This is a genomic window from Aggregatibacter actinomycetemcomitans (genome assembly GCF_003130205.1).
Classification (GTDB): Bacteria; Pseudomonadota; Gammaproteobacteria; order Enterobacterales; family Pasteurellaceae; genus Aggregatibacter; species Aggregatibacter actinomycetemcomitans_A.
On the sequence record NZ_NRDF01000003.1, the window covers coordinates 81566 to 102582 of the forward strand.

Annotated in this window: 20 protein-coding genes; 13 read left to right on the plus strand and 7 right to left on the minus strand. The window is 46.1% G+C overall.

The features are described 5' to 3' along the window. Positions 1-145: 145 nt before the first annotated feature. The 10 genes from argR to DK423_RS04020 all read left to right on the plus strand — a co-directional run bounded on the left by argR (position 146) and on the right by DK423_RS04020 (position 9574). Complete coding sequence (argR, locus tag DK423_RS03975) at positions 146-613, plus strand: transcriptional regulator ArgR (RefSeq protein ID WP_005557218.1); 468 nt, start codon at positions 146-148, stop codon at positions 611-613. A gap of 23 nt (positions 614-636) precedes the next feature. Continuing rightward, a complete protein-coding gene (locus DK423_RS03980; protein ID WP_005557220.1) occupies positions 637-1524 on the plus strand; it encodes a TIGR01777 family oxidoreductase in 888 nt (295 codons plus the stop codon). Positions 1525-1713: 189 nt separating this feature from the next. Further along, complete coding sequence (gene rsxA / locus DK423_RS03985) at positions 1714-2295, plus strand: electron transport complex subunit RsxA (RefSeq protein ID WP_005538237.1); 582 nt, start codon at positions 1714-1716, stop codon at positions 2293-2295. After that, positions 2295-2885, plus strand: coding sequence for an electron transport complex subunit RsxB (rsxB, locus tag DK423_RS03990; protein WP_005557222.1), 591 nt, complete (start codon positions 2295-2297; stop codon positions 2883-2885). The genes rsxA and rsxB overlap by 1 nt, the downstream gene beginning before the upstream one ends. Next, a complete protein-coding gene (gene rsxC / locus DK423_RS03995) occupies positions 2886-4898 on the plus strand; it encodes an electron transport complex subunit RsxC (protein ID WP_109043879.1) in 2013 nt (670 codons plus the stop codon). A 10-nt stretch (positions 4899-4908) separates the two neighbouring features. After that, on the plus strand, positions 4909-5988 hold the full coding sequence (rsxD, locus tag DK423_RS04000) for an electron transport complex subunit RsxD (protein WP_005557227.1): 1080 nt from the start codon (positions 4909-4911) through the stop codon (positions 5986-5988). A gap of 9 nt (positions 5989-5997) precedes the next feature. After that, complete coding sequence (gene rsxG, locus DK423_RS04005) at positions 5998-6609, plus strand: electron transport complex subunit RsxG (protein WP_005557229.1); 612 nt, start codon at positions 5998-6000, stop codon at positions 6607-6609. Further along, entirely contained in the window at positions 6609-7394 is a 786-nt protein-coding gene (locus DK423_RS04010; protein ID WP_032996662.1) for an electron transport complex subunit E, read from the plus strand. The genes rsxG and DK423_RS04010 overlap by 1 nt, the downstream gene beginning before the upstream one ends. 146 nt (positions 7395-7540) lie before the next feature. Next, positions 7541-8176, plus strand: coding sequence for an endonuclease III (gene nth / locus DK423_RS04015; RefSeq protein ID WP_109043880.1), 636 nt, complete (start codon positions 7541-7543; stop codon positions 8174-8176). A gap of 24 nt (positions 8177-8200) precedes the next feature. Then, the gene (locus tag DK423_RS04020) at positions 8201-9574 is read left to right on the plus strand and encodes a sodium-dependent transporter (protein WP_005576458.1); all 1374 of its coding nucleotides are present in this window, start codon (positions 8201-8203) and stop codon (positions 9572-9574) included. Positions 9575-9955: 381 nt separating this feature from the next. Here DK423_RS04020 and znuB read toward each other — a convergent pair whose 3' ends face one another. Both znuB and znuC read right to left on the minus strand, forming a co-directional pair. After that, the gene (znuB, locus tag DK423_RS04025; protein WP_005557237.1) at positions 9956-10741 is read right to left on the minus strand and encodes a zinc ABC transporter permease subunit ZnuB; all 786 of its coding nucleotides are present in this window, start codon (positions 10739-10741) and stop codon (positions 9956-9958) included. 12 nt (positions 10742-10753) lie between these two features. Next, complete coding sequence (znuC, locus tag DK423_RS04030) at positions 10754-11527, minus strand: zinc ABC transporter ATP-binding protein ZnuC (RefSeq protein WP_005557238.1); 774 nt, start codon at positions 11525-11527, stop codon at positions 10754-10756. 187 nt (positions 11528-11714) lie between these two features. Between znuC and mepM the strand changes: the two genes are divergently transcribed. Beyond that, a complete protein-coding gene (mepM, locus tag DK423_RS04035; protein WP_061886122.1) occupies positions 11715-13247 on the plus strand; it encodes a murein DD-endopeptidase MepM in 1533 nt (510 codons plus the stop codon). Between the two features lie 119 nt (positions 13248-13366). Here the strand turns inward: mepM and DK423_RS04040 are convergent, their stop codons facing one another. From DK423_RS04040 to DK423_RS04055, 4 genes are read right to left on the minus strand one after another with little or no spacing between them, the layout of a single operon-like run. Beyond that, positions 13367-14125 (minus strand): iron ABC transporter ATP-binding protein, encoded by a 759-nt coding sequence (locus tag DK423_RS04040; protein ID WP_005557241.1) that lies wholly within the window; start codon positions 14123-14125, stop codon positions 13367-13369. Positions 14126-14136: 11 nt separating this feature from the next. After that, a complete protein-coding gene (locus tag DK423_RS04045) occupies positions 14137-15078 on the minus strand; it encodes an iron chelate uptake ABC transporter family permease subunit (protein WP_109043881.1) in 942 nt (313 codons plus the stop codon). After that, positions 15068-16033 (minus strand): ABC transporter permease, encoded by a 966-nt coding sequence (locus DK423_RS04050; protein ID WP_061886121.1) that lies wholly within the window; start codon positions 16031-16033, stop codon positions 15068-15070. The genes DK423_RS04045 and DK423_RS04050 overlap by 11 nt, the downstream gene beginning before the upstream one ends. Before the next feature lie 59 nt (positions 16034-16092). Next, positions 16093-16992, minus strand: coding sequence for a siderophore ABC transporter substrate-binding protein (locus DK423_RS04055; protein ID WP_005557247.1), 900 nt, complete (start codon positions 16990-16992; stop codon positions 16093-16095). Between the two features lie 225 nt (positions 16993-17217). Here DK423_RS04055 and cpdB point away from each other — a divergent pair, with 225 nt between their 5' ends. Continuing rightward, positions 17218-19194, plus strand: coding sequence for a 2',3'-cyclic-nucleotide 2'-phosphodiesterase (gene cpdB / locus DK423_RS04060; protein WP_005557249.1), 1977 nt, complete (start codon positions 17218-17220; stop codon positions 19192-19194). 78 nt (positions 19195-19272) lie between these two features. Here the strand turns inward: cpdB and fdhE are convergent, their stop codons facing one another. Further along, on the minus strand, positions 19273-20190 hold the full coding sequence (fdhE, locus tag DK423_RS04065) for a formate dehydrogenase accessory protein FdhE (RefSeq protein WP_005557251.1): 918 nt from the start codon (positions 20188-20190) through the stop codon (positions 19273-19275). A 373-nt stretch (positions 20191-20563) separates the two neighbouring features. Here fdhE and DK423_RS04070 point away from each other — a divergent pair, with 373 nt between their 5' ends. Further along, positions 20564-20980, plus strand: coding sequence for a YgiW/YdeI family stress tolerance OB fold protein (locus DK423_RS04070; RefSeq protein ID WP_005557254.1), 417 nt, complete (start codon positions 20564-20566; stop codon positions 20978-20980). Positions 20981-21017: the final 37 nt, after the last annotated feature.

A 21017-nucleotide genomic window follows, 5' to 3' on the forward strand; every position in this document is an offset into this window, starting at 1 on the left:
ATTTTTTATTTTCTATTGAACATAAGAATCACAAAAAACATAATTTTTTATGACCGCACTTTTCCGTTTTAAATAAATATTTATTTGCTAAAAATACTATTTTTATGCAAAATTCAGCCACTCATGTTCCACAAGAGACTAACTTATGCTGAATAAAAATCCGGACAATCTGGTTAAAGCATTTAAAACCTTATTACGCGAAGAAAAATACGGTTCACAAACGGAAATTGCCGCTGAGCTTCAAAAACTTGGTTTCTGCAGCGTAAACCAATCGAAAGTATCCCGTATGCTCAGCAAATTTGGCGCCGTGCGCACTCGTAACACGCGTATGGAAATGGTGTATTGCCTGCCGAGCGAACTCAGCGTGCCGAATACGCAAACGTCATTAAGAGATTTGGTGCTGGACATTGATCATAACGGCATATTAATCGTCATTCGAACTTCCCCCGGTGCGGCACAACTGATCGCCCGTCTGCTTGATTCAATCAGTAAAGTGGAAGGTATTTTGGGTAATATTGCGGGCGACGATACGATTTTCGTCACGCCGACCAAAAACACCGACATCAACAACTTAATGTTACGCATTCAGGATTTATTCGAAAACGCCCTTTAATTCATCAACCACGGAGGAAGCACATGAAAATTTTTATGACAGGTGCCACCGGTTTTATCGGAAGCGCATTAATTCCTTCGCTCTTGGCACAACATCATCAAATCACCGCTTTGGTACGCGACCCCGCCAAGGCGCAAAAAAAACTTCCCGAAAACATTGAATTGATTAATACGTTGAACTATTTTCAGCATTTCAATCAATTTGACGCCATTATTAATCTGGCGGGCGAGCCGATTTTTGCCCGCCGTTGGACGGCAAAACAAAAAGAGCGGTTGGAATCCGGTCGCGTTTCTTTAACGGAAAAGCTGGCGCAGCTCATCAACCGCAGCGAAGCACCGCCGCAATGTTTTATTTCCGGTTCGGCGACGGGGTATTACGGCGATTGCGGCGAACCGATCATTGACGAACACACCCCGCCCGCAGACAATTTCGCCGCCCGTTTGTGTCGGCATTGGGAAGCGGCGGCGCTGAAAGCCAATACGCGGGTTTGTTTGGTGCGCACGGGCATTGTGCTCGGCATACAAGGTGGCGCGCTGGCACAAATGCTGCCGTTATACCGTTGCGGACTGGGTGGAAAATTAGGTTCAGGCAAGCAATATTGGGGCTGGATTTCACTGGCGGACATGGTGCGTGGAATTTTATTTTTACTGGAAAATCCCGATTGTCACGGCGCCTTTAATTTTGTTGCACCGCACGCCGTACGTAACGCCGAATTTAACGCCTTATTAGGCAAAACCCTGCGCCGACCGCACTTTGCAACAGTGTCGGCATTTATCCTGAAACTCATGTTCGGCGAACGTGCCGGTTTGTTGCTAGGCAGTCAAAATCTCGTGCCGCAACATTTGTTGGCGCACGGCTTTCAATTTGCGTATCCGGACCTAGGCGAATTTCTTGCGCAAGAAGTACCATAATTCATTCCTTCCCGCCTAAGGGCTGCCGGCGTGCAAAATCCATCAAAATTTTTGACCGCACTTTTCCAAAATACGCTTTTCGGCGTATAAAAAGTGCGGTCGTCTTTGCTAGAATTTATCCCAATTTTTTATTGTTCTTAAGCCCGTAAATAGCGATAATACACCGCTTACACGAACGAATCGAACTCTATGACACATTATATTTTACTGATCATCGGCACGGCGTTAATTAATAACTTCGTGCTGGTGAAATTCCTTGGACTTTGCCCTTTTATGGGCGTTTCAAAAAAAATCGAGACCGCCATCGGCATGGGCTTGGCAACCACCTTCGTGCTGACGGTGGCGGCGCTCTGTTCTTATTTGATCGATAATTATATTCTCGCGCCCTTAAACGCCACGTTTTTACGCACCTTGGTGTTCATTTTAGTGATCGCCGTGGTGGTACAATTTACCGAAATGGTCATCAATAAAACCAGCCCGACTCTATATCGTTTACTGGGTATTTTCCTGCCGCTGATTACCACCAACTGTGCGGTGCTTGGCGTGGCATTATTGAACGTTAATCTTGCCCATAATTTAACGGAATCCGTGGCTTATGGCTTCGGCGCATCCGCCGGTTTTGCTTTGGTTTTAGTGTTATTCGCCGCCTTGCGTGAACGTTTGGTTGCCGCCGATGTGCCCATGCCGTTTCGTGGTGCGTCCATCGCTCTGATTACGGCAGGCTTAATGTCCCTTGCCTTTATGGGCTTCACCGGATTAGTGAAACTATAATGACTACCTTCCACTACGTACTCATTGCCATAGCTGTATTGGCGCTGATTTTCGGCGCCATTTTGGGCTTTGCGTCGGTTAAACTGAAGGTGGAAGCCGATCCCATCGTCGAAAAAATTGATGCTATTTTGCCACAGAGCCAATGCGGGCAATGTGGTTATCCCGGTTGTAAACCTTACGCGGAAGCCATCGCCAACGGTGATGTGATTACCAAATGTATTCCGGGTGGTCGCCCGACAGTGATTAAAATTGCCGAATTGTTGGGGGTTGATGCGCCAGAAACGGATTTAGCGGAAGATCCTGAACCGAAAGTGGCGTTTATTGATGAAAATATGTGTATCGGCTGCACCAAATGTATCCAAGCCTGCCCAGTGGATGCCATTATCGGCACCAACAAATCCATGCACACCATTATTCCCGATTTGTGTACAGGCTGCGAACTTTGCGTTTTGCCCTGCCCGACCAGTTGTATTTCTATGATTAAAGTGGCAAAAAATATTGATAGCTGGGATTGGAAATTCGATCCTAATTTAGTCATCCCGATTGTTGACACTACATCGGCCGAAAAGAAAATCATTGTGGGGAAATAAATGGCTGATGTATTAACCCGTTTCAACAGTGGCAAACTTTGGGAATTCGACGGCGGCATTCATCCGCCTGACATGAAATCCCAATCCAACAGCGCGCCTATTCGCACCTTGCCGTTGCCCGATAATTTCTATGTTCCTGTGAAACAACACGCCGGCACAGCAGGTAATTTATTGGTAAAATGCGGCGATCGCATTTTGAAAGGTCAACCGCTCACCCAGGGGGACGGTTTACGTTCGCTGCCGGTTCATGCGCCTACTTCAGGCACGGTTGTCGATGTGATGCCTTATGTTGCCGCCCATCCTTCCGGGCTGCCGGAAACTTGTGTGCACATTAAAGCGGACGGATTGGATCAATGGCGTGAGCAAACCCCGTTGGAGGATTTCCTTAGCCAAACGCCGGAACAGTTAATCGAAAAAATTTATCAGGCGGGCATTGCCGGTTTAGGCGGCGCAGTGTTCCCGACCGCAGCAAAAATTCATTCCGCCGAAAAACAGGTGAAATTACTGATTATTAACGGTGCGGAATGCGAACCTTACATCACCTGCGACGATCGCTTAATGCGTGATTATGCCGATGAAATTATCGAAGGCGTGCGCATTTTGCGCTACATTTTACGCCCTGAAAAAGTGGTGATCGCCGTTGAAGATAATAAACTGAAAGCGGTGAAATCCCTGCAACGCGCCTTACACGGCGCCAACGACATTGAAATCCGAGTGATTCCGACCAAATACCCTTCCGGCGCGGCAAAACAATTAATTCAAGTGCTGACCGGTATGGAGGTGCCGAGCGGTCAACGCTCCTCCAGTATCGGTGTGCTGATGCAAAACATCGGCACCGCTTTTGCTATTAAACGCGCAGTGATGGATGATGAACCGCTGATTGAGCGCGTCGTTACCCTCACCGGTGATAAAATCGCCGAGAAAGGCAATTATTGGGCGCGTTTCGGCACGCCGATTTATCACTTATTGCGCGAAACAGGCTATCAATACGACGATCGTTTCCCGGTCTTCATGGGCGGTCCGATGATGGGCTTTATTCTGCCCGATTTAAACGCGCCGATGACCAAAGTGACCAACTGCCTGCTGGCGCCGGATCATTTTGAATACGCCCCGCCGGAAGAAGAAAAAAATTGTATTCGCTGTTCCGCCTGTTCCGATGCCTGCCCGGTAAAACTCATGCCGCAGCAATTGTATTGGTTTGCACGCAGCGAAGATCATGAAAAATCCGAAGAATATTCCCTCAAAGATTGTATCGAATGCGGCGTGTGCGCTTATGCGTGCCCGAGCCATATTCCGCTAATTCAATATTTCCGCCGGGAAAAAGCTAAAATCTGGGAAATCAAACATAAAGCCAAATTGGCGGAAGAGGCCAAAATACGTTTTGAACAACGCCAAGCCCGTTTGGAACGGGAAGAACAGGAACGCAAAGATCGCTCACAACGTGCCGCAGCCGCCCGTCGCGAAGAATTGGCACAACAAAAAGGTGTGGATCCGGTGGCAGCTGCCCTGGAACGTTTAAAAGCGAAAAAAGCTGAAACAGCGCAAACGCCCCAAACAGAACAGAAAACCATTGTCGATGAAAAAGGGCAAATTTTGCCGGACAATAGCGACATCATGGCACAACGCAAAGCTCGTCGGTTAGCCCGTCAGGCAGAACAGGCGGCACATCCGCCATCTCAGGAAACAGAAAAAACCACCGCACTTGAGGATAAAAAATCGGCTGTTGCCGCTGCCATCGCCCGCGCGAAAGCCAAGAAAGCGGCGCAGCAAACGGAAACCGTCAAAGCAAGCGAACTCGAAACGGCAAAAAGTGCGGTCGACAAAAAACAACGTTTTTTGAACGTTGGTTCAGCCAACGGCCCCGAAGGGGTGAATAAGCGAACAAGTGAGCTTATGAATAATATTTCCGATGAAAATGCGGCGGAAACCGATCCGCGCAAAGCCGCCATTGCCGCTGCCATCGCCCGTGCAAAAGCGAAAAAAGCCCAACGCGAGAACACGCAACAAGATTAAGGAACGATAAATGTTTAAGATGATTAGTTCACCCCATACCCATTCCGGCAAGCTCACGGCGCGCGTGATGTTTTGGGTGATTTTCGCCATGATTCCGGCAATCGTTTTGCAAATTCATTATTTCGGCTTTGGTGTGTTGATTCAATCGGCGTTGGCAATTGGGTTTGCGTTGTTGCTGGAGTTGGCGGTAACGTTGTTACGCAAAAAACGGGCGTTAAGTTACATTTCCGATGTTAGCGTGATTTTGACCGCACTTATTCTCGCCGTTGCCATTCCGCCTTACGCGCCTTACTGGGTCATTCTGATCGGTACGTTTTGTGCGGTGATTCTCGGCAAGCACGTTTACGGTGGTTTGGGGCAAAATCCGTTTAATCCTGCTATGGTGGGTTATGTGGTGTTGCTCGTGTCGTTCCCGTTACAAATGACTACTTGGATGCCACCTATAGCGTTATTGGCGGAGCCGCCGACCTTTCATGATGCGGCATTGTTGATTTTTTCAGGGCTGACTTCCGACGGCTTTAGTCTTCACCAATTAACGGCGTCCATTGACGGCATTACACAGGCAACTCCGCTCGACAGCGCACGAACCTTCTATTCAGCCCTTTGTTCCGATTGCAGCGCCGATGTGGCATTTTACGATTTGGTGAAATTACCGATTTTCATGCAAAATGGTTGGGACCTTGCGCAAGGTTGGTGGCAAATTAACGTGGCGTTTCTTATCGGTGGTGTATTCTTAATTCTGAAAAAAGTCATTCACTGGCAAATTCCCGCCGCCATGTTAGGCAGCTTTGTGTTATTGGGTTTACTGACCGAATTATTCGGCAACGGTGCGCAATTAAGCTTGCCGGCCCAGTTATTGAGCGGCGCTATGATGTTCGGTGCGTTTTTTATCGCCACCGATCCGGTCACCGCTTCCATCACGCCGCGCGGCAAATTGGTTTTCGGTGCGTTGGTGGGAAGCCTGTTGTATTTAATCCGTTTTTACGGCAACTATCCTGATGGTGTCGCCTTCGCGATTTTACTCAGCAATATTTGCGTGCCGTTAATTGATCACTATACCCGCCCGCGGGTTACCGGTCATCGGAGGTAGGGGGAGAGTATGCAAACCATTAAAGTCACATCTAAATCCGCTATATTGTTGGCGTTTGTGGCATTTTGCTGCACAATAATTTCCGGTGGCATTCACTTTTTAACCAAAGATAAAATCAAGCAGGCAATACAGGCACAGCAACAGGAACTGTTGTTGCAAGTGATTCCTCAGGATTATTTCAATAATGATCTGACGCAGGCTTGTTATGCACCGCAAGCGGGGGCATTACAAGCCGTGGAGATAAGTAAAATATGTACGGCAAAGAAAGACGGCGTGACTACTGCCTACGCCTTTGAAAGCACGGCGCATGATGGCTATTCCGGCGATATTCATATTCTGGTGGGCATGAAACCTGATGGCGAAGTGCTTGGCGTGCGCATTACGGAACACCATGAAACCCCGGGGTTAGGTGATAAAATCGAAACCCGCATTTCCAACTGGATTTTAAGTTTTGATCATCAGGTTATCAGCAACGAAAATGCCGCAGAATGGGCGGTGAAAAAAGACGGCGGTAAATTCGATCAATTTGCCGGTGCCACCATCACGCCGCGCGCGGTGGTTAACCAAGTGAAACGGGCGGCACTGGCTATGTTGGATAATCTGTCGAAAGAGAAAGAATGATGGATAAATTAGACGAAACACAAGAGCTGCAACAAACCGAAGCCAAAAGTGCGGTCGACAAAAAACAACGTTTTTTGAACGTTGGTTCTGCCAACGGCCCCAAAGGGGTGAATAAGCGAACAAGTGAGCTTATGAATAATATTTCAAATGAAAAAAGCATTTGGAAAACGATCTTCATTCAAGGCATCTGGACCAACAACTCCACCGTGGTACAACTGCTCGGGCTGTGTCCGCTATTGGCGGTGTCCAACTCTGTGACCAACGCCCTCGGGCTAGGTTTAGCCACCATGCTGGTGCTAACTTGCACAAACACCGTGGTTTCCGTTTTCCGTAAACACATTCCCAACGAAATCCGCATTCCGATTTATGTGATGATCATCGCAACCACGGTAACCGTCGTGCAATTATTGATGAATGCCTATACCTATGCGCTTTATCAATCCCTCGGGATTTTCATTCCGCTCATCGTCACCAACTGTATTGTGATCGGTCGTGCAGAAGCCTTTGCTTCCAAGAATAGCATTTCCCATTCCGCCTTTGATGGTTTTTCCATGGGATTAGGGATGTTATTCAGTTTAGTAGCGCTCGGCGGCATGCGCGAAATCATCGGCAACGGTACTTTATTTGACGGCATCGAAAATTTGCTGGGCGATTGGGCTAAATTCATGCGGATTGAATTTTTCCACAATGACAGTAATCTGTTACTTGCGATTTTGCCTCCCGGTGCATTTATTGGTTTAGCTTTGTTGTTAGCCTTAAAAAATGTAATAGATACAAAAAAGTAGTTTAAAAGAAATAATGCTCAGGTAATTTATCCTCATCTAATTTGTCTGAGCGACTTTGAATTTTTAGGAAAATTCTAACCAAGCTCAGATAAGCAAATTAGCTTGGTGTGTATTTTTTGCACAAGCAAAAAAGTAAAAGGAAACTTATGAATAAAGAAAAAAGAATTGAAATCCTAAAACGCCTACGCGCTGCTAATCCGCACCCAACGACGGAACTGAATTTCAGTTCCCCTTTTGAACTGTTAATTGCGGTGATTTTGTCGGCACAAGCTACCGACAAAGGAGTGAACAAGGCGACGGACAAACTGTTTCCCGTCGCCAATACTCCACAAGCGATTTTGGCGCTGGGCGTGGACGGTTTGAAGGGATACATTAAAACCATCGGTTTGTTTAACAGCAAAGCGGAAAATATCATCAAAACCTGCCGTGATTTAATTGAAAAACACAATGGCGAAGTGCTGGAAGATCGCGCCGCCTTAGAAGCCCTTGCCGGCGTCGGCAGAAAAACCGCCAATGTGGTGCTGAACACCGCCTTCGGGCATCCTACCATCGCCGTGGACACCCACATTTTCCGCGTGTGTAATCGCACTGGTTTTGCGCCCGGCAAAGATGTAGTGAAAGTGGAAGAAAAATTGATTAAAGTGGTGCCCGCCGAATTTAAAGTGGACGTACACCATTGGCTGATTTTGCACGGGCGTTATACCTGTGTGGCGCGCAAACCCCGTTGCGGGGCGTGCATTATTGAAGATTTATGCGAATATAAAGAGAAAACGGAATATTAAGATTTAAGAGATACAGGAAAACTTATGACAACAAAGAAACCGGAACGACAAACCTGGTCCAGTCGCTTAACTTATGTGCTTACCGTTGCCGGTGCAACCGTAGGCTTTGGGGCAACATGGCGCTTTCCTTATTTGGTAGGCGAACACGGCGGCGGTGCCTATGTGTTGTTATTCTGCTTAGCCATGATTTTAATCGGGATCCCGATGATCTTAGTGGAAAACGTCATCGGTCGCCGTTTGCGGGTTAACTCTATTGATGCCTTCGGTGACAAAATCCTCGATAAAGGCAAAGGCATTTCCAAATATTGGAAAATCATCGGTTATATGGGGTTGCTCGGCGCCTTCGGTATCATGGCGTATTACATGGTGCTTGGTGGTTGGGTAATCACCTACATCATCAATTTAATCACCGGCACCTTAGACATTTCCACCCCTATCACGAAAGAGGTTGCCAAAGATTTCTACGAAGTACACATCAGCAACAGCCCCTTAGAAGTCATTATTTACACCGCACTTTTCGCGTTCGTGAATTATATTATTTTGGCAAAAGGCATTATCGGCGGCATTGAACGCGCTGTGAGGTACCTTATGCCGTTGCTCTTTATTTTCTTAATCGGCATGGTGATCCGCAACATAACCTTACCGGGCGCTATGGAAGGGATCACCTTTTACCTAAAACCTGATTTCTCCAAAATCACCGCCGAGTTATTTATTTTCGTATTAGGGCAGGTTTTCTTCGCGTTAAGCCTTGGCTTCGGCGTATTAATCACTCTTTCCAGCTACTTAAATAAAGAAGAAAATCTTATTCAAACCGCCATCATCACCGGTTTCACCAACACCATTATTGCAGTACTGGCGGGATTCATGATTTTCCCCTCATTATTCACCTTCGGCATTGAACCGAACGCCGGACCGACCTTGGTATTCCAAAGCTTACCGATTGTGTTCTCCCATTTATGGGCGGGTAAATTCTTCGCCATTATTTTCTTTGGGCTATTGCTTATCGCTGCACTGACCACCGCCATCACCATTTACGAGGTTATCATCACCACCTTACAGGAAAAACTCAGAATGCGTCGCAGCAAAGCCATTATTTTAACCCTCGGTGGCATTTTCTTATTAGGCAACGTGCCGGCGATTCTTGGCGATAATGTGTGGAAAAATGTCACCTTCTTCGGCAAAAGTATTTTCGATGCCTTTGACTTCGTCAGCGGCAACATTCTGTTTATGCTTACTGCACTGGGTTGCGCTATTTTCGTCGGTTTCGTGTTAAAAGACGAAGCGAAAAAAGAACTCTCTCCAGCACTGAATTCCACCTTTATCAAGGTTTGGTTTAATTATGTGAAATTTGTCGTTCCGTTTATTATTTTGGTGATTTTTATCAGTAACCTGATTTAACCAAAAAGTGCGCTGTATCTTAAAGTAGGACATCTACAACCCATGATTGTTGGTTATAGATGTGGCTGACTTTCGGTTGAGTCTTGTCAATGCTGAAAATATACCGGCCCAATTAAACAAAGCGGATTTATTGATTATGCATACTGATCTAGTCTGCCTTCATGGACTTACCCGTTGGCGTGAGATGATAATTCGCAATGACAGTTCGCCTTATGCTATACAGAGCATGCACTAATATAGAAATTGAATGCGGTAATAGAGCGTTTTTTCAGCATGTTAACATCAGATGTTTTTATGCCTGACAATTTAAAGATAGAACAGGCAATACATGAATATTTTCGCTATTAGGAGATAAAGTGCGGTTACTTTTTTCGGTAAATTTTAACCCTGTTGTTTTTTAAATAAAGAACAAAGAAACAGGAATGTGGAGCAGATGACCACGGAAGGACCGGCAGCAGTGTCGTAGTAGGCGGATAAGGTCAAACCGAGGGAGACAGCGATCATGCTGATGAAGACGGCGATAATGGCCATAGTTTCCGGCGTGCGGGCAAAGCGTCGGGCGGTGGCAGCGGGAATAATCAGTAGTGAGGTGATGATCAATGCACCGACAAATTTCATGCTTAGGGCGATGGTTAAGGCGGTTAAAATCATCAGAATAAAACGCATTTTTTTCACGTTAATGCCTTCCACTTGCGCCAGTTCCGGGCTGATGGTCGCGGAAATTAACGGCTTCCAGAAATAGCATAGTGCTGCTAATACAATAAGTGCGCCAATGCCGATATACCATAAATCCTGATAGTTAATTGCCAGTAAATCGCCGAACAAATAAGACATTAAATCCACCCGCACATTTTTCAGCAAGCCGACCGTAACCACGCCGATAGAAAGGCAACTGTGGGCGATAATGCCGAGCAGGGTATCGATGGAAAACTGAGTGTTATTTTCCAGCCACACCAGCGTGATGGAAAGCAACAAGGTGAGTGCTAAAATGGCAATGTAAGGATTGATTTGCAGAAAAATTCCTAATGCTACACCGAGGAGTGCCGAGTGCGAAAGGGTGTCGCCGAAATACGCCATTTTGCGCCACACGACAAAAGCCCCTAATGGTGCGGTAATCAGTGAAAGAATGATGCCTGTCAGCCAGGCGGGAAAGAGAATATCAAACATAATATCAAGTCGTTATTGAGATTGTTTTGGTTCCACACGGTAAATGTTACCGTGCATATCGTGCCGGTGATTGTGATGGTGTGTATAAACAGCAATATTTTTGGAAAATTGATCGCCGAAAAAGTGAATAAAGGTCGGATCGTTAGAGACGGTTTCCGGCGTGCCGGCGCAGCAAATATGTTGATTAATGCACAACACTTCGTTGGTGTCTGCCATCACAATATGTAAATCGTGCGACACCATGAGAATCGCACAATTCAAGTTTTTGCGGGTTTGGTGAATGAGCTGATACAGCTCAGCCTGTCCGGTGATGTCCACACCTTGAGTGGGTTCATCTAATACCAATAAATTCGGTTTATTTAAAATGGCACGCGCCAGCAAAACGCGTTGCATTTCGCCGCCGGAGAGCTTTTGCATACTGTTGTGGATGAGATGGCTAATGGATAATAACGCCATTGCCTGCTGAATATCCTGCGGGCGAATGCCTTTTTTCAGGGATAAAAATTTCTCCACGGTGATCGGCAGATTGGGATCCAGATAGATCTTTTGCGGCACATAACCAATGCGAATACTTTTATTGTAAATCACGTTGCCGGAAGTCGGCTGTTGCAGTTTTAGCAGTACTTTCAGTAAGGTGGATTTACCGCCACCGTTCGGTCCGACAATAGTGATGATCGAATTGGGATAAACAGTCAGGTTAATGTTTTGCAAAGCGGTTTGTTGTCCGAATTTCACATTGATGTTTTTTAATTCGACTAAAGGCAGTCTGATTGCACTAATTTGCATTTTTAGGTTCTTTTGAAGAAAAATTGCGCTAAAAATAACTTATTTTTTATCATTTAACAAGTTACCCGCCGATTTATGTGTATAATTACACTGTTTATTTGGCATTTAGTATTTTTGCTGAATTTTTTAATATTTGCTTGGTCATAAATACACTTAAACCACAATATGCAGTCAAGGAATCAACGTCGTGCAACATGTAAAACTGGCAAGAGATCGTCGCAAAAGAAAATCGCGTCTTAAAGCGATTGTTTTTTTTATTGCGCTTTTTTCTATTTTTGCCGGTTTTTTTTTGCATTTGAATGATTCTGCCTCCCAAAAAATTGACACTGTCAATAATCCGACTTACTCCTATTCCTACTCAAAAGGTAAAGGCTTTTCTAATGGCAGTGATCAATTTCAAGATATTTTATCCGACAATCTTTACCCGGCTTCTGCCTACACTATGTCGTTCGCCAACGAAGTTTCCCATGAATTACGGATTCTGGCTGATACTCTAGGCATCAGCACGATTGATAATGACGCTACCTCTTATGACGATGATGTCGGCAAAGATGATGAAGTGGAAGAAGTTAAAACTCACGACGAATTTGATGATTTGGATAAATTGCCGGACGATGCGAAAAATGCGATCACCAATATTTTAGATGTTGCCGATCAGGCGATTCGGATTAAAGATCAGTTCAGCCACACCGTCGTCAAAGGCGATGCCTTAAAAGACGTGTTGGAGCTGTCCGGTTTGGAGGACAACACCAGCAAACAGCTTATCGCTTCTTATCCGGAGCTGAAACATTTACAGGCAGGACAACAATTTTACTGGATTTTAAATAATGACGGAGAACTGGAATATTTGAACTGGTTGGTTTCCCAGAAAAAAGAACATATTTATGAACTTCAGGCGGACGGCAAATTTAAACGCCAAATCGTGGAGAAAAAAAGCGTTTGGAAACGTGAAGTATTGCGTGGCGAAATGGAGGGATCTTTCGTCAACAGCCTGAAGAAACTCGGTTTGGATAATCGTCAGATTTATCAACTATTCTCTGCGTTACAATGGCAGGTCAGCCTGAAACAACTGAAAAAAGGCACGAAGATTTCGATTTTGGTTTCCCGTGAATATCTGGAAGACAAACGTACCGGACAAGGTAATGTGGAAGCTATTCATATTGTGAGCGGCGGCAAGAGTTATTATGCGATCCAAGCCAGCAACGGTCGTTATTACAATCGCCAAGGGGAAACCTTAGGCAAAGGTTTCGCCCGTTACCCGTTGCAACGTCAGGCGCGTGTTTCATCTCCGTTTAATCCGCGTCGTCGTCATCCGATTACGGGACGCATTGCACCACATAAAGGGGTGGATTTTGCGATGCCGACAGGAACGCCGGTTATTGCGCCGGCAGACGGCACGGTAGAGAAAATCGCCTATCAGGCTTACGGCGCCGGTCGTTATGTGGTGCTACGCCACTCCCGCGAATACCAAACCGTGTATATGCACCTCAGCAGACCGCTGGTAAAAGTGGGGCAAACGGTGAAGAAAGGAGAACGTATCGCGTTATCCGGTAACACCGGTGGCTCCACCGGTCCGCATTTGCACTATGAATTCCACATTAACGGGCGTCCGGTTAACCCGCTCACTGTTAAACTTCCGGGGGGGAGCAGCGGCATGGGTACGGCGGAACGTAAACAATTCCTTGTTAAAGCCAACGAAGTAGAACGCTTGTTGCGCTGATTTCAAACCTCTCTCTAAACTCTCTCTAAAAAAGTGCGGTGAATTTTTTAAGTGTTTTTTAAACACCTCAAAAAAACCACCGCACTTTTCTTTGCATTAAATAAAGAAAGTAGCAAATACTACATATGATGCACCACCAACCGCTTCCCTTGATGTTCCAGCACTTCCGCGTCCAGATTAAATACCTTTTTTAAATTCGCTTTGGTGATGATGTCTTCCGGTGTGCCGATCATGGTAATTTCGCCGTTTTTCATGGCGACGATGGTGTCCGCGTAGGCGGCTGCCATGTTGATGTCGTGGACCACCATCACGGTGGTGAGCGCCAGTTCGTCGGTGAGTTGGCGCAACAGGCGCATGAGTTCGCGGGCGTGGAACATATCCAGATTATTGAGCGGTTCGTCCAACAGAACATGATTGGTTTTTTGGCAGAACGTCATGGCAATCAGCGCCCGCTGCCGTTGCCCGCCGGAAAGTTCGCTTAAGAAGCGGTAGGCGAACGCATCCAAATCAAAGCGTTTTAGCGCCGCCTGAATAATGCTTTTGTCTTCTTCCGTCGGTCTGCCTTGATGGTGCGGATAGCGTCCGAAAAAGAGCAGATCCTGCACGGTAATGCGGCTGTGAATCACATTATCTTGGGTTAAAATCGCCAGATTTTGTGCAATGGCGCGCGATGGCGTCGTGGCAATATCCATCTCATTTAACCAAATTTTACCCTGCTGAATAGGATTGAGACGGGCGATTAAAGATAACAGGGTTGATTTCCCCGCGCCATTGGCGCCGATGAGGGCGGTGATTCCGCCGTTGGGAATGGTAAGGTTGATGTTATTTAGAATGGTGGCATGACCGATCTTGTAGGTTATATTTTCAATTTTTATCACAATGAATTCCTTTATTTTGCCCGTCTTAACATTAAATAGATAAATACCAAACCGCCGACGAATTCAATGACCACACTGAGTACGCCTTGCATTTTCATAACCTGCTCAAATAAGGTTTGTCCGCTCACTAGGGTGATGGCGGATACCATAAACGTCATAGGAATACGTTGGCTGTGGTGCATGGTTGGGCTGATGGCGTTGACGATGGCGCACACCAATAACCCTAAAAACAGAATCGGGCCGACAAGTGCGGTGGAAACGGAGACCAAAAATGCGCAGCAAATCAGAAGTTGACGGCTGAATTGGTGGTATTCCAAACCGAACCCGATGGCGCGATCCCGTCCGAGTAATAACACGTCTAATTTAAACCGTTGCCGCCAAATCCAGATGGCGCTGATAAGCGCAATTACCGTGCCGATCAAAAGTAAAGTCGGGTTGACCGTGTTAAAGCTGGCAAAGGAAGAACCTTGTGCCACGGCAAATTCGTTCGGGTCGATCATGCGTTGCAATAAATTATTCAGGCTGCGGAACAGCACGCCGAAAATAATGCCCACTAAAATCATGCGCGCTAAGTCGCTGTTGTTTTTGGTTAAGGTGCGGAATAACAATAAGGCACCGAACAGCATTAACAGCGTTTCAAAGGCGAATTTGCCGGCGATATTTAATTGCGTGAAGCCGATGCCGCCAAAGGAGAAAACTAAAATGCTTTGCACCAATAAATATAATGAATCGAAACCTAAAATGCTCGGGGTAAGAATCGGGTTATTGGTCAGGGTCTGGAACAATAGCGTGGAAACGCCGATGGTGTAAGCCATGATGAGCAATAATAGGAGTTTTTTGCCGCGGAACGGTAACACGAAATCCCAGTTGCCGTTGGCGTTGTAGCTCATGAAAAATATACAGGCGAACGTCAGTAACAGGCAAAGGAGGGTCATTCTACGATTATTTCCCATGGGCGTTCCCCTTAAATAATAAATAGAGGAAAATCAAGGTGCCAACAATGCCGAACACCGTTGAAATCGGTACTTCATAAGGCGCATTGATGACCCGTCCCGCAATGTCGCACATCAATACCAAATTCGCGCCGAGTAACACCACGGAGGGTAAATTATAACGCAGGCGATCGCCGGAAAGGCGGGAAATAATGTTCGGTACGACTAAACCGATAAACGGAATTTGCCCGACGGTCACCACTACAACTGCCGTGATCATCGCCACGACGATTAGGGCAAACCACGTCATTTGGCGATAATTAATACCTAAAGCGGTGCTGATATTGCGTCCCAAGCCGGTAATGCTTAGCTGATCCGCCATAATATACACCACGACGGCAAGAATGGCGGTAAGCCACAGGAGTTCGTAACGCCCCGCCAGAACAGCGGAAAAATCCCCGGCAAACCAGATGGAAAGAAGCTGTATACTGTCCGTTTCATAGGCGATGAACGTTGTAACGGCTTCAATGATGTTACCGAACACAATCCCCACCAACGGTACCATCAGGCTTTGGTGTGGGGGAAGTCTTTGCAGAAATAACATAAAGACGCCCATACCGATGAGTGCGCTCAGCGTGGCTATCGACATTTTGAGAAGCAGTGCGGCACTAGGAAATAACAGGCTGACCAATAATACGCCCACTGCTGCGCTTTGGCTGGCACCAATCATGCCGGGTTCAATAAAGCGGTTTTTCAGCACGATTTGTAACACCATTCCCGCAACGCCAAGTGTAGAGCCCACTAAAATCACGGCGGCGGTTCTCGGCAAGCGGCTGATAAGCAAAACCTGCATTTGCTCCGGTTGAGAAAAAAACTGTGACCAATGAAAATCTGCAACGCCGACGGTAATGCTGATGACGGCGAGTAAAAGGAGAACGACAAAATTAATTCGATTCAGGGTAAAAATATTCGGCATGGTATTAATACGAAAAAGGTTCTCTCCCGTAGGAGAGAACCGTTAAAAGATTCGGTGGGTTATTTTTTCTCAAAGGCAGCTTTGATGTTATTCAAATCCATTTTTAATTGTTCCGCACCACCCGGCGCAAGGTAAGAAGCGCTGCTTAAATACACAATATTGCCGTTTTTCCAGGCTTTGGTGTGAAGAATTAATTCGTTATCCAATACTTCCTTGGCGCTTTTACCTTCCTCTCCGATGGCAGAAATGCGATCTAACACAAACAACCAATCCGGATTGGTTTTCTCAATAAATTCAAAACTGACCGGTTGACCATGGCCGCTGACGTTTATGCTTGGATCTGCCATTGGCACGCCGAGATCTTCATGAATAAAGCTTAAACGATAGCCTTTACCGAAGGCGGAAATCTTGCCGCCATTAACCAAAATAATTAAACCGTTGCCCTTGCCTTGAACCGCTTCTTTGGTTTGTTTAAACAGGGTTTCGAGCTCCGCTTTTAATTTATTCGCTTCCGTTTGTTTATTAAATAATTTGCCGAAGCTATCAATACGTTGAATGCCGCTTTCAATCAATTTGTCGCCGTTATCCGTTAAGTCAATAGTTTTGGCAATGGCACTCACATCATCAAATTTTTTCGCCGTACGGGTGCCGACAATAATTAAATCCGGCTTTAATTCATTTAAGGCTTCCAGGTTCGGTTCAAAAATCGTACCGACATTTTTGGCTTGCTCCAACGTCGGTTTTAAATAAGGGAGAACCTTGCTCACATCTGCTGCACCATCTACCTTCACACCTAAGGCTTGCAGGGTGTCCAAACTGCCGGTATCAAACACCGCAATTTTTGCCGGTGGCACATCTAATGTTACCCCACCACGCGCAGTAGGAATCGTGACTTCCTTTGCCAAAGCGGATGTCGCCACCGCGAGACAGGTTAACGCTAATAATGTCTTTTTCAACATTTTAAATCTCCTCATTTTTTGATTGAAAACTATTATCATGTATTCTAGCGGAATTTGGCGGAAGGTAAATGTTAATTTTGTAGGAAAGCGATTTGTTTTCTGTCGATATAAGGATTAAAGTGCGGTCATAAAATCCGATGAATTTTATGACCGCACTTTTCCTTTCAAAGCCCCGCCAATTTTCTTACAATAACGCCAGTTATTCCCAAAACGAAGGATCTTATTATGATGAATCGAAGACGTTTTATTCAAATCGGTGCGGGCAGTATTCTGGCGCTGAGTTGTCAGTCCATGGTGTTTGCCAAAAGCGGGAATCAGGTGGATTTGCGTATTATCGGCACCACCGATATTCACAGTTTTTTGACGGATTTTGATTATTATAAAGACGCGCCGACGGAGAAATTCGGCTTTACCCGCGTGGCAAGTTTGATTCGCCAAGCCCGTGCGGAAGTGAAAAACAGCGTGCTGGTGGATAACGGCGATTTGATTCAGGGCAACCCGATTGCCGATTATCAGGCGGCGGTGGGATATAAGGAAGGTAAACCCAACCCGGCGGTTGCCTGTTTGAACGCCTTGCATTATGAAGTGGGTACGCTGGGCAATCATGAATTTAACTACGGCTTGGATTATTTAGCCGACGCCATCAAACAGGCGAATTTCCCTATTGTGAACGCCAATGTGGTGAAAGCGGGAACCGATGAGCCTTATTACACACCTTATGTGATCCAGGAAAAAACGGTAGTGGACAATAATGGCAAATCCCATCAGTTAAAAATCGGTTATATCGGTTTTGTGCCGCCGCAAATTATGGTGTGGGATAAAGCCAATTTAACGGGCAAAGTGGAAACCCGCGATATTGTCAAAACTGCAAAGAAATATGTACCGGAAATGAAGCAAAAAGGCGCGGATATTATCGTTGCCTTGGCGCATACCGGTCCGTCCGATGAGCCGTATCACGAAGGTGCGGAAAATTCCGCTTTCTATCTCGCCGATGTGCCGCATATTGATGCGGTGATTTTCGGTCATTCCCACCGTTTGTTCCCGAATAAAGAATTTGCCAAATCACCGAATGCGGATATTGCCAAGGGCACGGTGAAAGGCGTGCCGGAAAGTATGGCGGGCTACTGGGCGAACAATATCAGCGTGGTGGATTTGGTATTGAGCGAATGTAACGGCAAATGGATTGTAACCGACGGCAAGGCGGTGTTGCGCCCGATTTATGACGCGGAAAATAAAAAGCCGCTCGTAGAAAATGACGCAGAAATGACCGCACTTTTGCAAGAAACCCATGACGCCACCCGTAAATTCGTGGCGCAGCCGATCGGTAAAGCCACCGACAATATGTATAGCTATTTGGCGCTGGTGCAGGATGACCCGACTATTCAAATTGTCAACCAAGCGCAAAAAGCCTATGTGGAAAAGGTCGCGCCAAGCGTACCGGCAATGGTGGGCTTGCCGATTTTAAGCGCGGGTGCGCCGTTTAAAGCCGGCGGTCGAAAAAACGATCCGACGGGTTACACCGAAGTGAACAAAGGCGAATTGACCTTCCGCAATGCAGCGGATTTGTATTTGTATCCGAACACCTTGGTGGTGGTGAAAGTCAGCGGCGAACAATTGAAAGAATGGTTGGAATGCAGTGCGGGGATGTTTAAACAAATCGACCCGAGCAGCGACAAACCGCAATCTTTATTGGATTGGGAAGGTTTCCGCACCTATAACTTCGATGTTATCGACGGCGTGAATTACGAATACGATTTAACCCAACCGCCGCGTTATGACGGCGAATGTAAGCTTATCAACCCGAATGCGCATCGCGTGGTGAACTTGACTTACCAGGGCAAACCGGTGGATCCGAAAGCGGAATTTTTAATCGCCACCAACAATTATCGTGCCTATGGCGACAAATTCCCGGGCACCGGCGATAAGCACATTGTTTATGCGTCGCCGGATGAAAATCGCCAGGTGCTGGCGGATTACATCAAAGCCACCAGTGAAAAAGAGGGTGCGGTGAATCCAAGTGCCGACAAAAACTGGCGTTTTGTGCCGATCAAAGGCAACGCGAAATTAGACGTGCGCGTTGAAACCTCACCAAGTGAGCAGGCGGCGCAATTCATCAAAGAAAACGCACAATACCCAATGAAACAGGTGGGCACCGATGAAGTAGGGTTTGCCGTATATCAAATTGATTTATCGGGCAACTAATTTCTCAATAACAAAAGGCATCCGACGGATGCCTTTTTTATCACGAAAGTGCGGTGGTTTTTACGAGTGTTTTTTTAATTATTCCGCCGGGAACACAAACGGGTTTAAGCCGCTTTTCATGAACCCTTTTTTTTCCATTTCCATATCCAGAAAAATGGATGCCAAATCGTCGGCGATGACTTCCATTTTCGGATCTTTTTCTTGATATAAGGCTTTTAAATAGCTGTGACAATTGCCGCAGCTTTCACTTCGAATTGCCGCTAGATAGTCATCAAAAGACCAATAATCCAAGTCGCTGCTTTGTCCGCAGTTGGTGCATTGGTTGCGCACCATGTTCCATTCGCTTTCGCATAAGGAGCAGTGCAGGTAACGCAACCCTTGCTTCGCGCCGAAATGAATTATGCTGGCGGTCGGTGCGGATCCGCAAACAGGGCAGATGTGCAGATTTTCGGTGCTTTCCTGTTTCGCATTGTGAGGGATTTGTTGTACTAATTGTAGCCAATATAGCGATAATACCGCCCACACGAAAACCGCTTTGTCGCTGGAAATGACGGCAAATTCCTGCGCAAGAACCCTGTCGGCGAGCTCTTCCAGTTCGCTGTCCGCCACTTTTTCCAGCCATTCGATGGTGGTCAGGATTTGCTCGTTGGCGGAAGGTTTTAATTTCGCCAAAAGTGTGGTCAATAATTCACGCCAAATGGGATCCCGTTGCCAGGTTTTCACATCTAACGGTTTGTTTCCCGATGGTTCGGCAGAGAATGCCTGCAAGCGCGGATCTTGCGGAATCGGCATGGTTTCAAAGAGTTCCAGCTGCGCATCGGCAATGGTGGCGGCGAACAGCAAATAATCGGCAAGGGGCTGATCTTGCGCCAATTCTCTTAGGCGTGCGGCGCGGCGTTGATATAAATTTTTCGGATTGGAGAAAAGGAGCGGCGGGGTGACATAAGACGCCGCCGCTTGTTTAATTTCGTTTTCGGGGAGAATTCGAATGCTCATAATTTTGTGGTTAATAGAAAGTGAAAATTCGTGCTTATTATAGGCGCATAAATTTGCCGTTCAATGACCCTAACGGGTATTTTTATTCTTCGCTAACCATTGCTTAATGCGATTTACGCCTTCCTGCAAATGCTCGATATTGCGGGTATAGGTCGCAGTTTGGTGAATTTATAGCTGTCATTGGTATAGTTCGCCGCTTCCCGTACAATATCTATCACAATGACGGCGGACATTTGGTCATAACGCATAATTTTTCCTTTTTTTATAAAAAAGCGTTGCGCTTAATACTTTCTTAATTTTTGTTTTGTTTAATAGCTCGCAACAAAGCAAGGCTTTGTTATTTACAAAATGAATTTAATTGAGGAGATTTCAAATGAAGAAACGCAGTTTAGCAACAATTTTAGTATTATCAACCATCGCTGCTACCGGTGCCTTTGCACAAGGCGGTTTCCAAGACCCGAATGCGCCGAAAATGGAACACCACAAAAAAGGTGATTTCAAACGCGGCGGTTTTGTGAATACCGATCAAGCGGTGAGCAAAGCCTCCGAAGCCGGTTCCTGGCAAGATGATCAATACATTATTTTGCAAGGTAACATTGTGAAACAAGTGGGCAAAGATGACTTTATTTTTAAAGATGCTAGCGGCGAAATCCAAGTGGAAATCGAACGCAAAGCATGGCGCGGACAGGATATTTCCCCAAGCGATGAAGTGAAACTTTACGGCGAAGTGGATAAATCCCGGAATAAAACCGAAGTGGATATTGATCGCGTAGAAAAAATTGTAAAATAATCCAACCCCCAAAATAGAAAGTGGCGATGAGCCACTT

Coding starts and splice junctions, on each gene's coding strand:
- argR (WP_005557218.1), top strand. CDS start 146: ATGCTGAATAAAAATCCGGACAATCTGGTTAAAGCATTTAAAACCTTA.
- DK423_RS03980 (WP_005557220.1), top strand. CDS start 637: ATGAAAATTTTTATGACAGGTGCCACCGGTTTTATCGGAAGCGCATTA.
- rsxA (WP_005538237.1), top strand. CDS start 1,714: ATGACACATTATATTTTACTGATCATCGGCACGGCGTTAATTAATAAC.
- rsxB (WP_005557222.1), top strand. CDS start 2,295: ATGACTACCTTCCACTACGTACTCATTGCCATAGCTGTATTGGCGCTG.
- rsxC (WP_109043879.1), top strand. CDS start 2,886: ATGGCTGATGTATTAACCCGTTTCAACAGTGGCAAACTTTGGGAATTC.
- rsxD (WP_005557227.1), top strand. CDS start 4,909: ATGTTTAAGATGATTAGTTCACCCCATACCCATTCCGGCAAGCTCACG.
- rsxG (WP_005557229.1), top strand. CDS start 5,998: ATGCAAACCATTAAAGTCACATCTAAATCCGCTATATTGTTGGCGTTT.
- DK423_RS04010 (WP_032996662.1), top strand. CDS start 6,609: ATGGATAAATTAGACGAAACACAAGAGCTGCAACAAACCGAAGCCAAA.
- nth (WP_109043880.1), top strand. CDS start 7,541: ATGAATAAAGAAAAAAGAATTGAAATCCTAAAACGCCTACGCGCTGCT.
- DK423_RS04020 (WP_005576458.1), top strand. CDS start 8,201: ATGACAACAAAGAAACCGGAACGACAAACCTGGTCCAGTCGCTTAACT.
- znuB (WP_005557237.1), bottom strand. CDS start 10,741: ATGTTTGATATTCTCTTTCCCGCCTGGCTGACAGGCATCATTCTTTCA.
- znuC (WP_005557238.1), bottom strand. CDS start 11,527: ATGCAAATTAGTGCAATCAGACTGCCTTTAGTCGAATTAAAAAACATC.
- DK423_RS04045 (WP_109043881.1), bottom strand. CDS start 15,078: ATGGGAAATAATCGTAGAATGACCCTCCTTTGCCTGTTACTGACGTTC.
- DK423_RS04050 (WP_061886121.1), bottom strand. CDS start 16,033: ATGCCGAATATTTTTACCCTGAATCGAATTAATTTTGTCGTTCTCCTT.
- DK423_RS04055 (WP_005557247.1), bottom strand. CDS start 16,992: ATGTTGAAAAAGACATTATTAGCGTTAACCTGTCTCGCGGTGGCGACA.
- cpdB (WP_005557249.1), top strand. CDS start 17,218: ATGATGAATCGAAGACGTTTTATTCAAATCGGTGCGGGCAGTATTCTG.
- fdhE (WP_005557251.1), bottom strand. CDS start 20,190: ATGAGCATTCGAATTCTCCCCGAAAACGAAATTAAACAAGCGGCGGCG.
- DK423_RS04070 (WP_005557254.1), top strand. CDS start 20,564: ATGAAGAAACGCAGTTTAGCAACAATTTTAGTATTATCAACCATCGCT.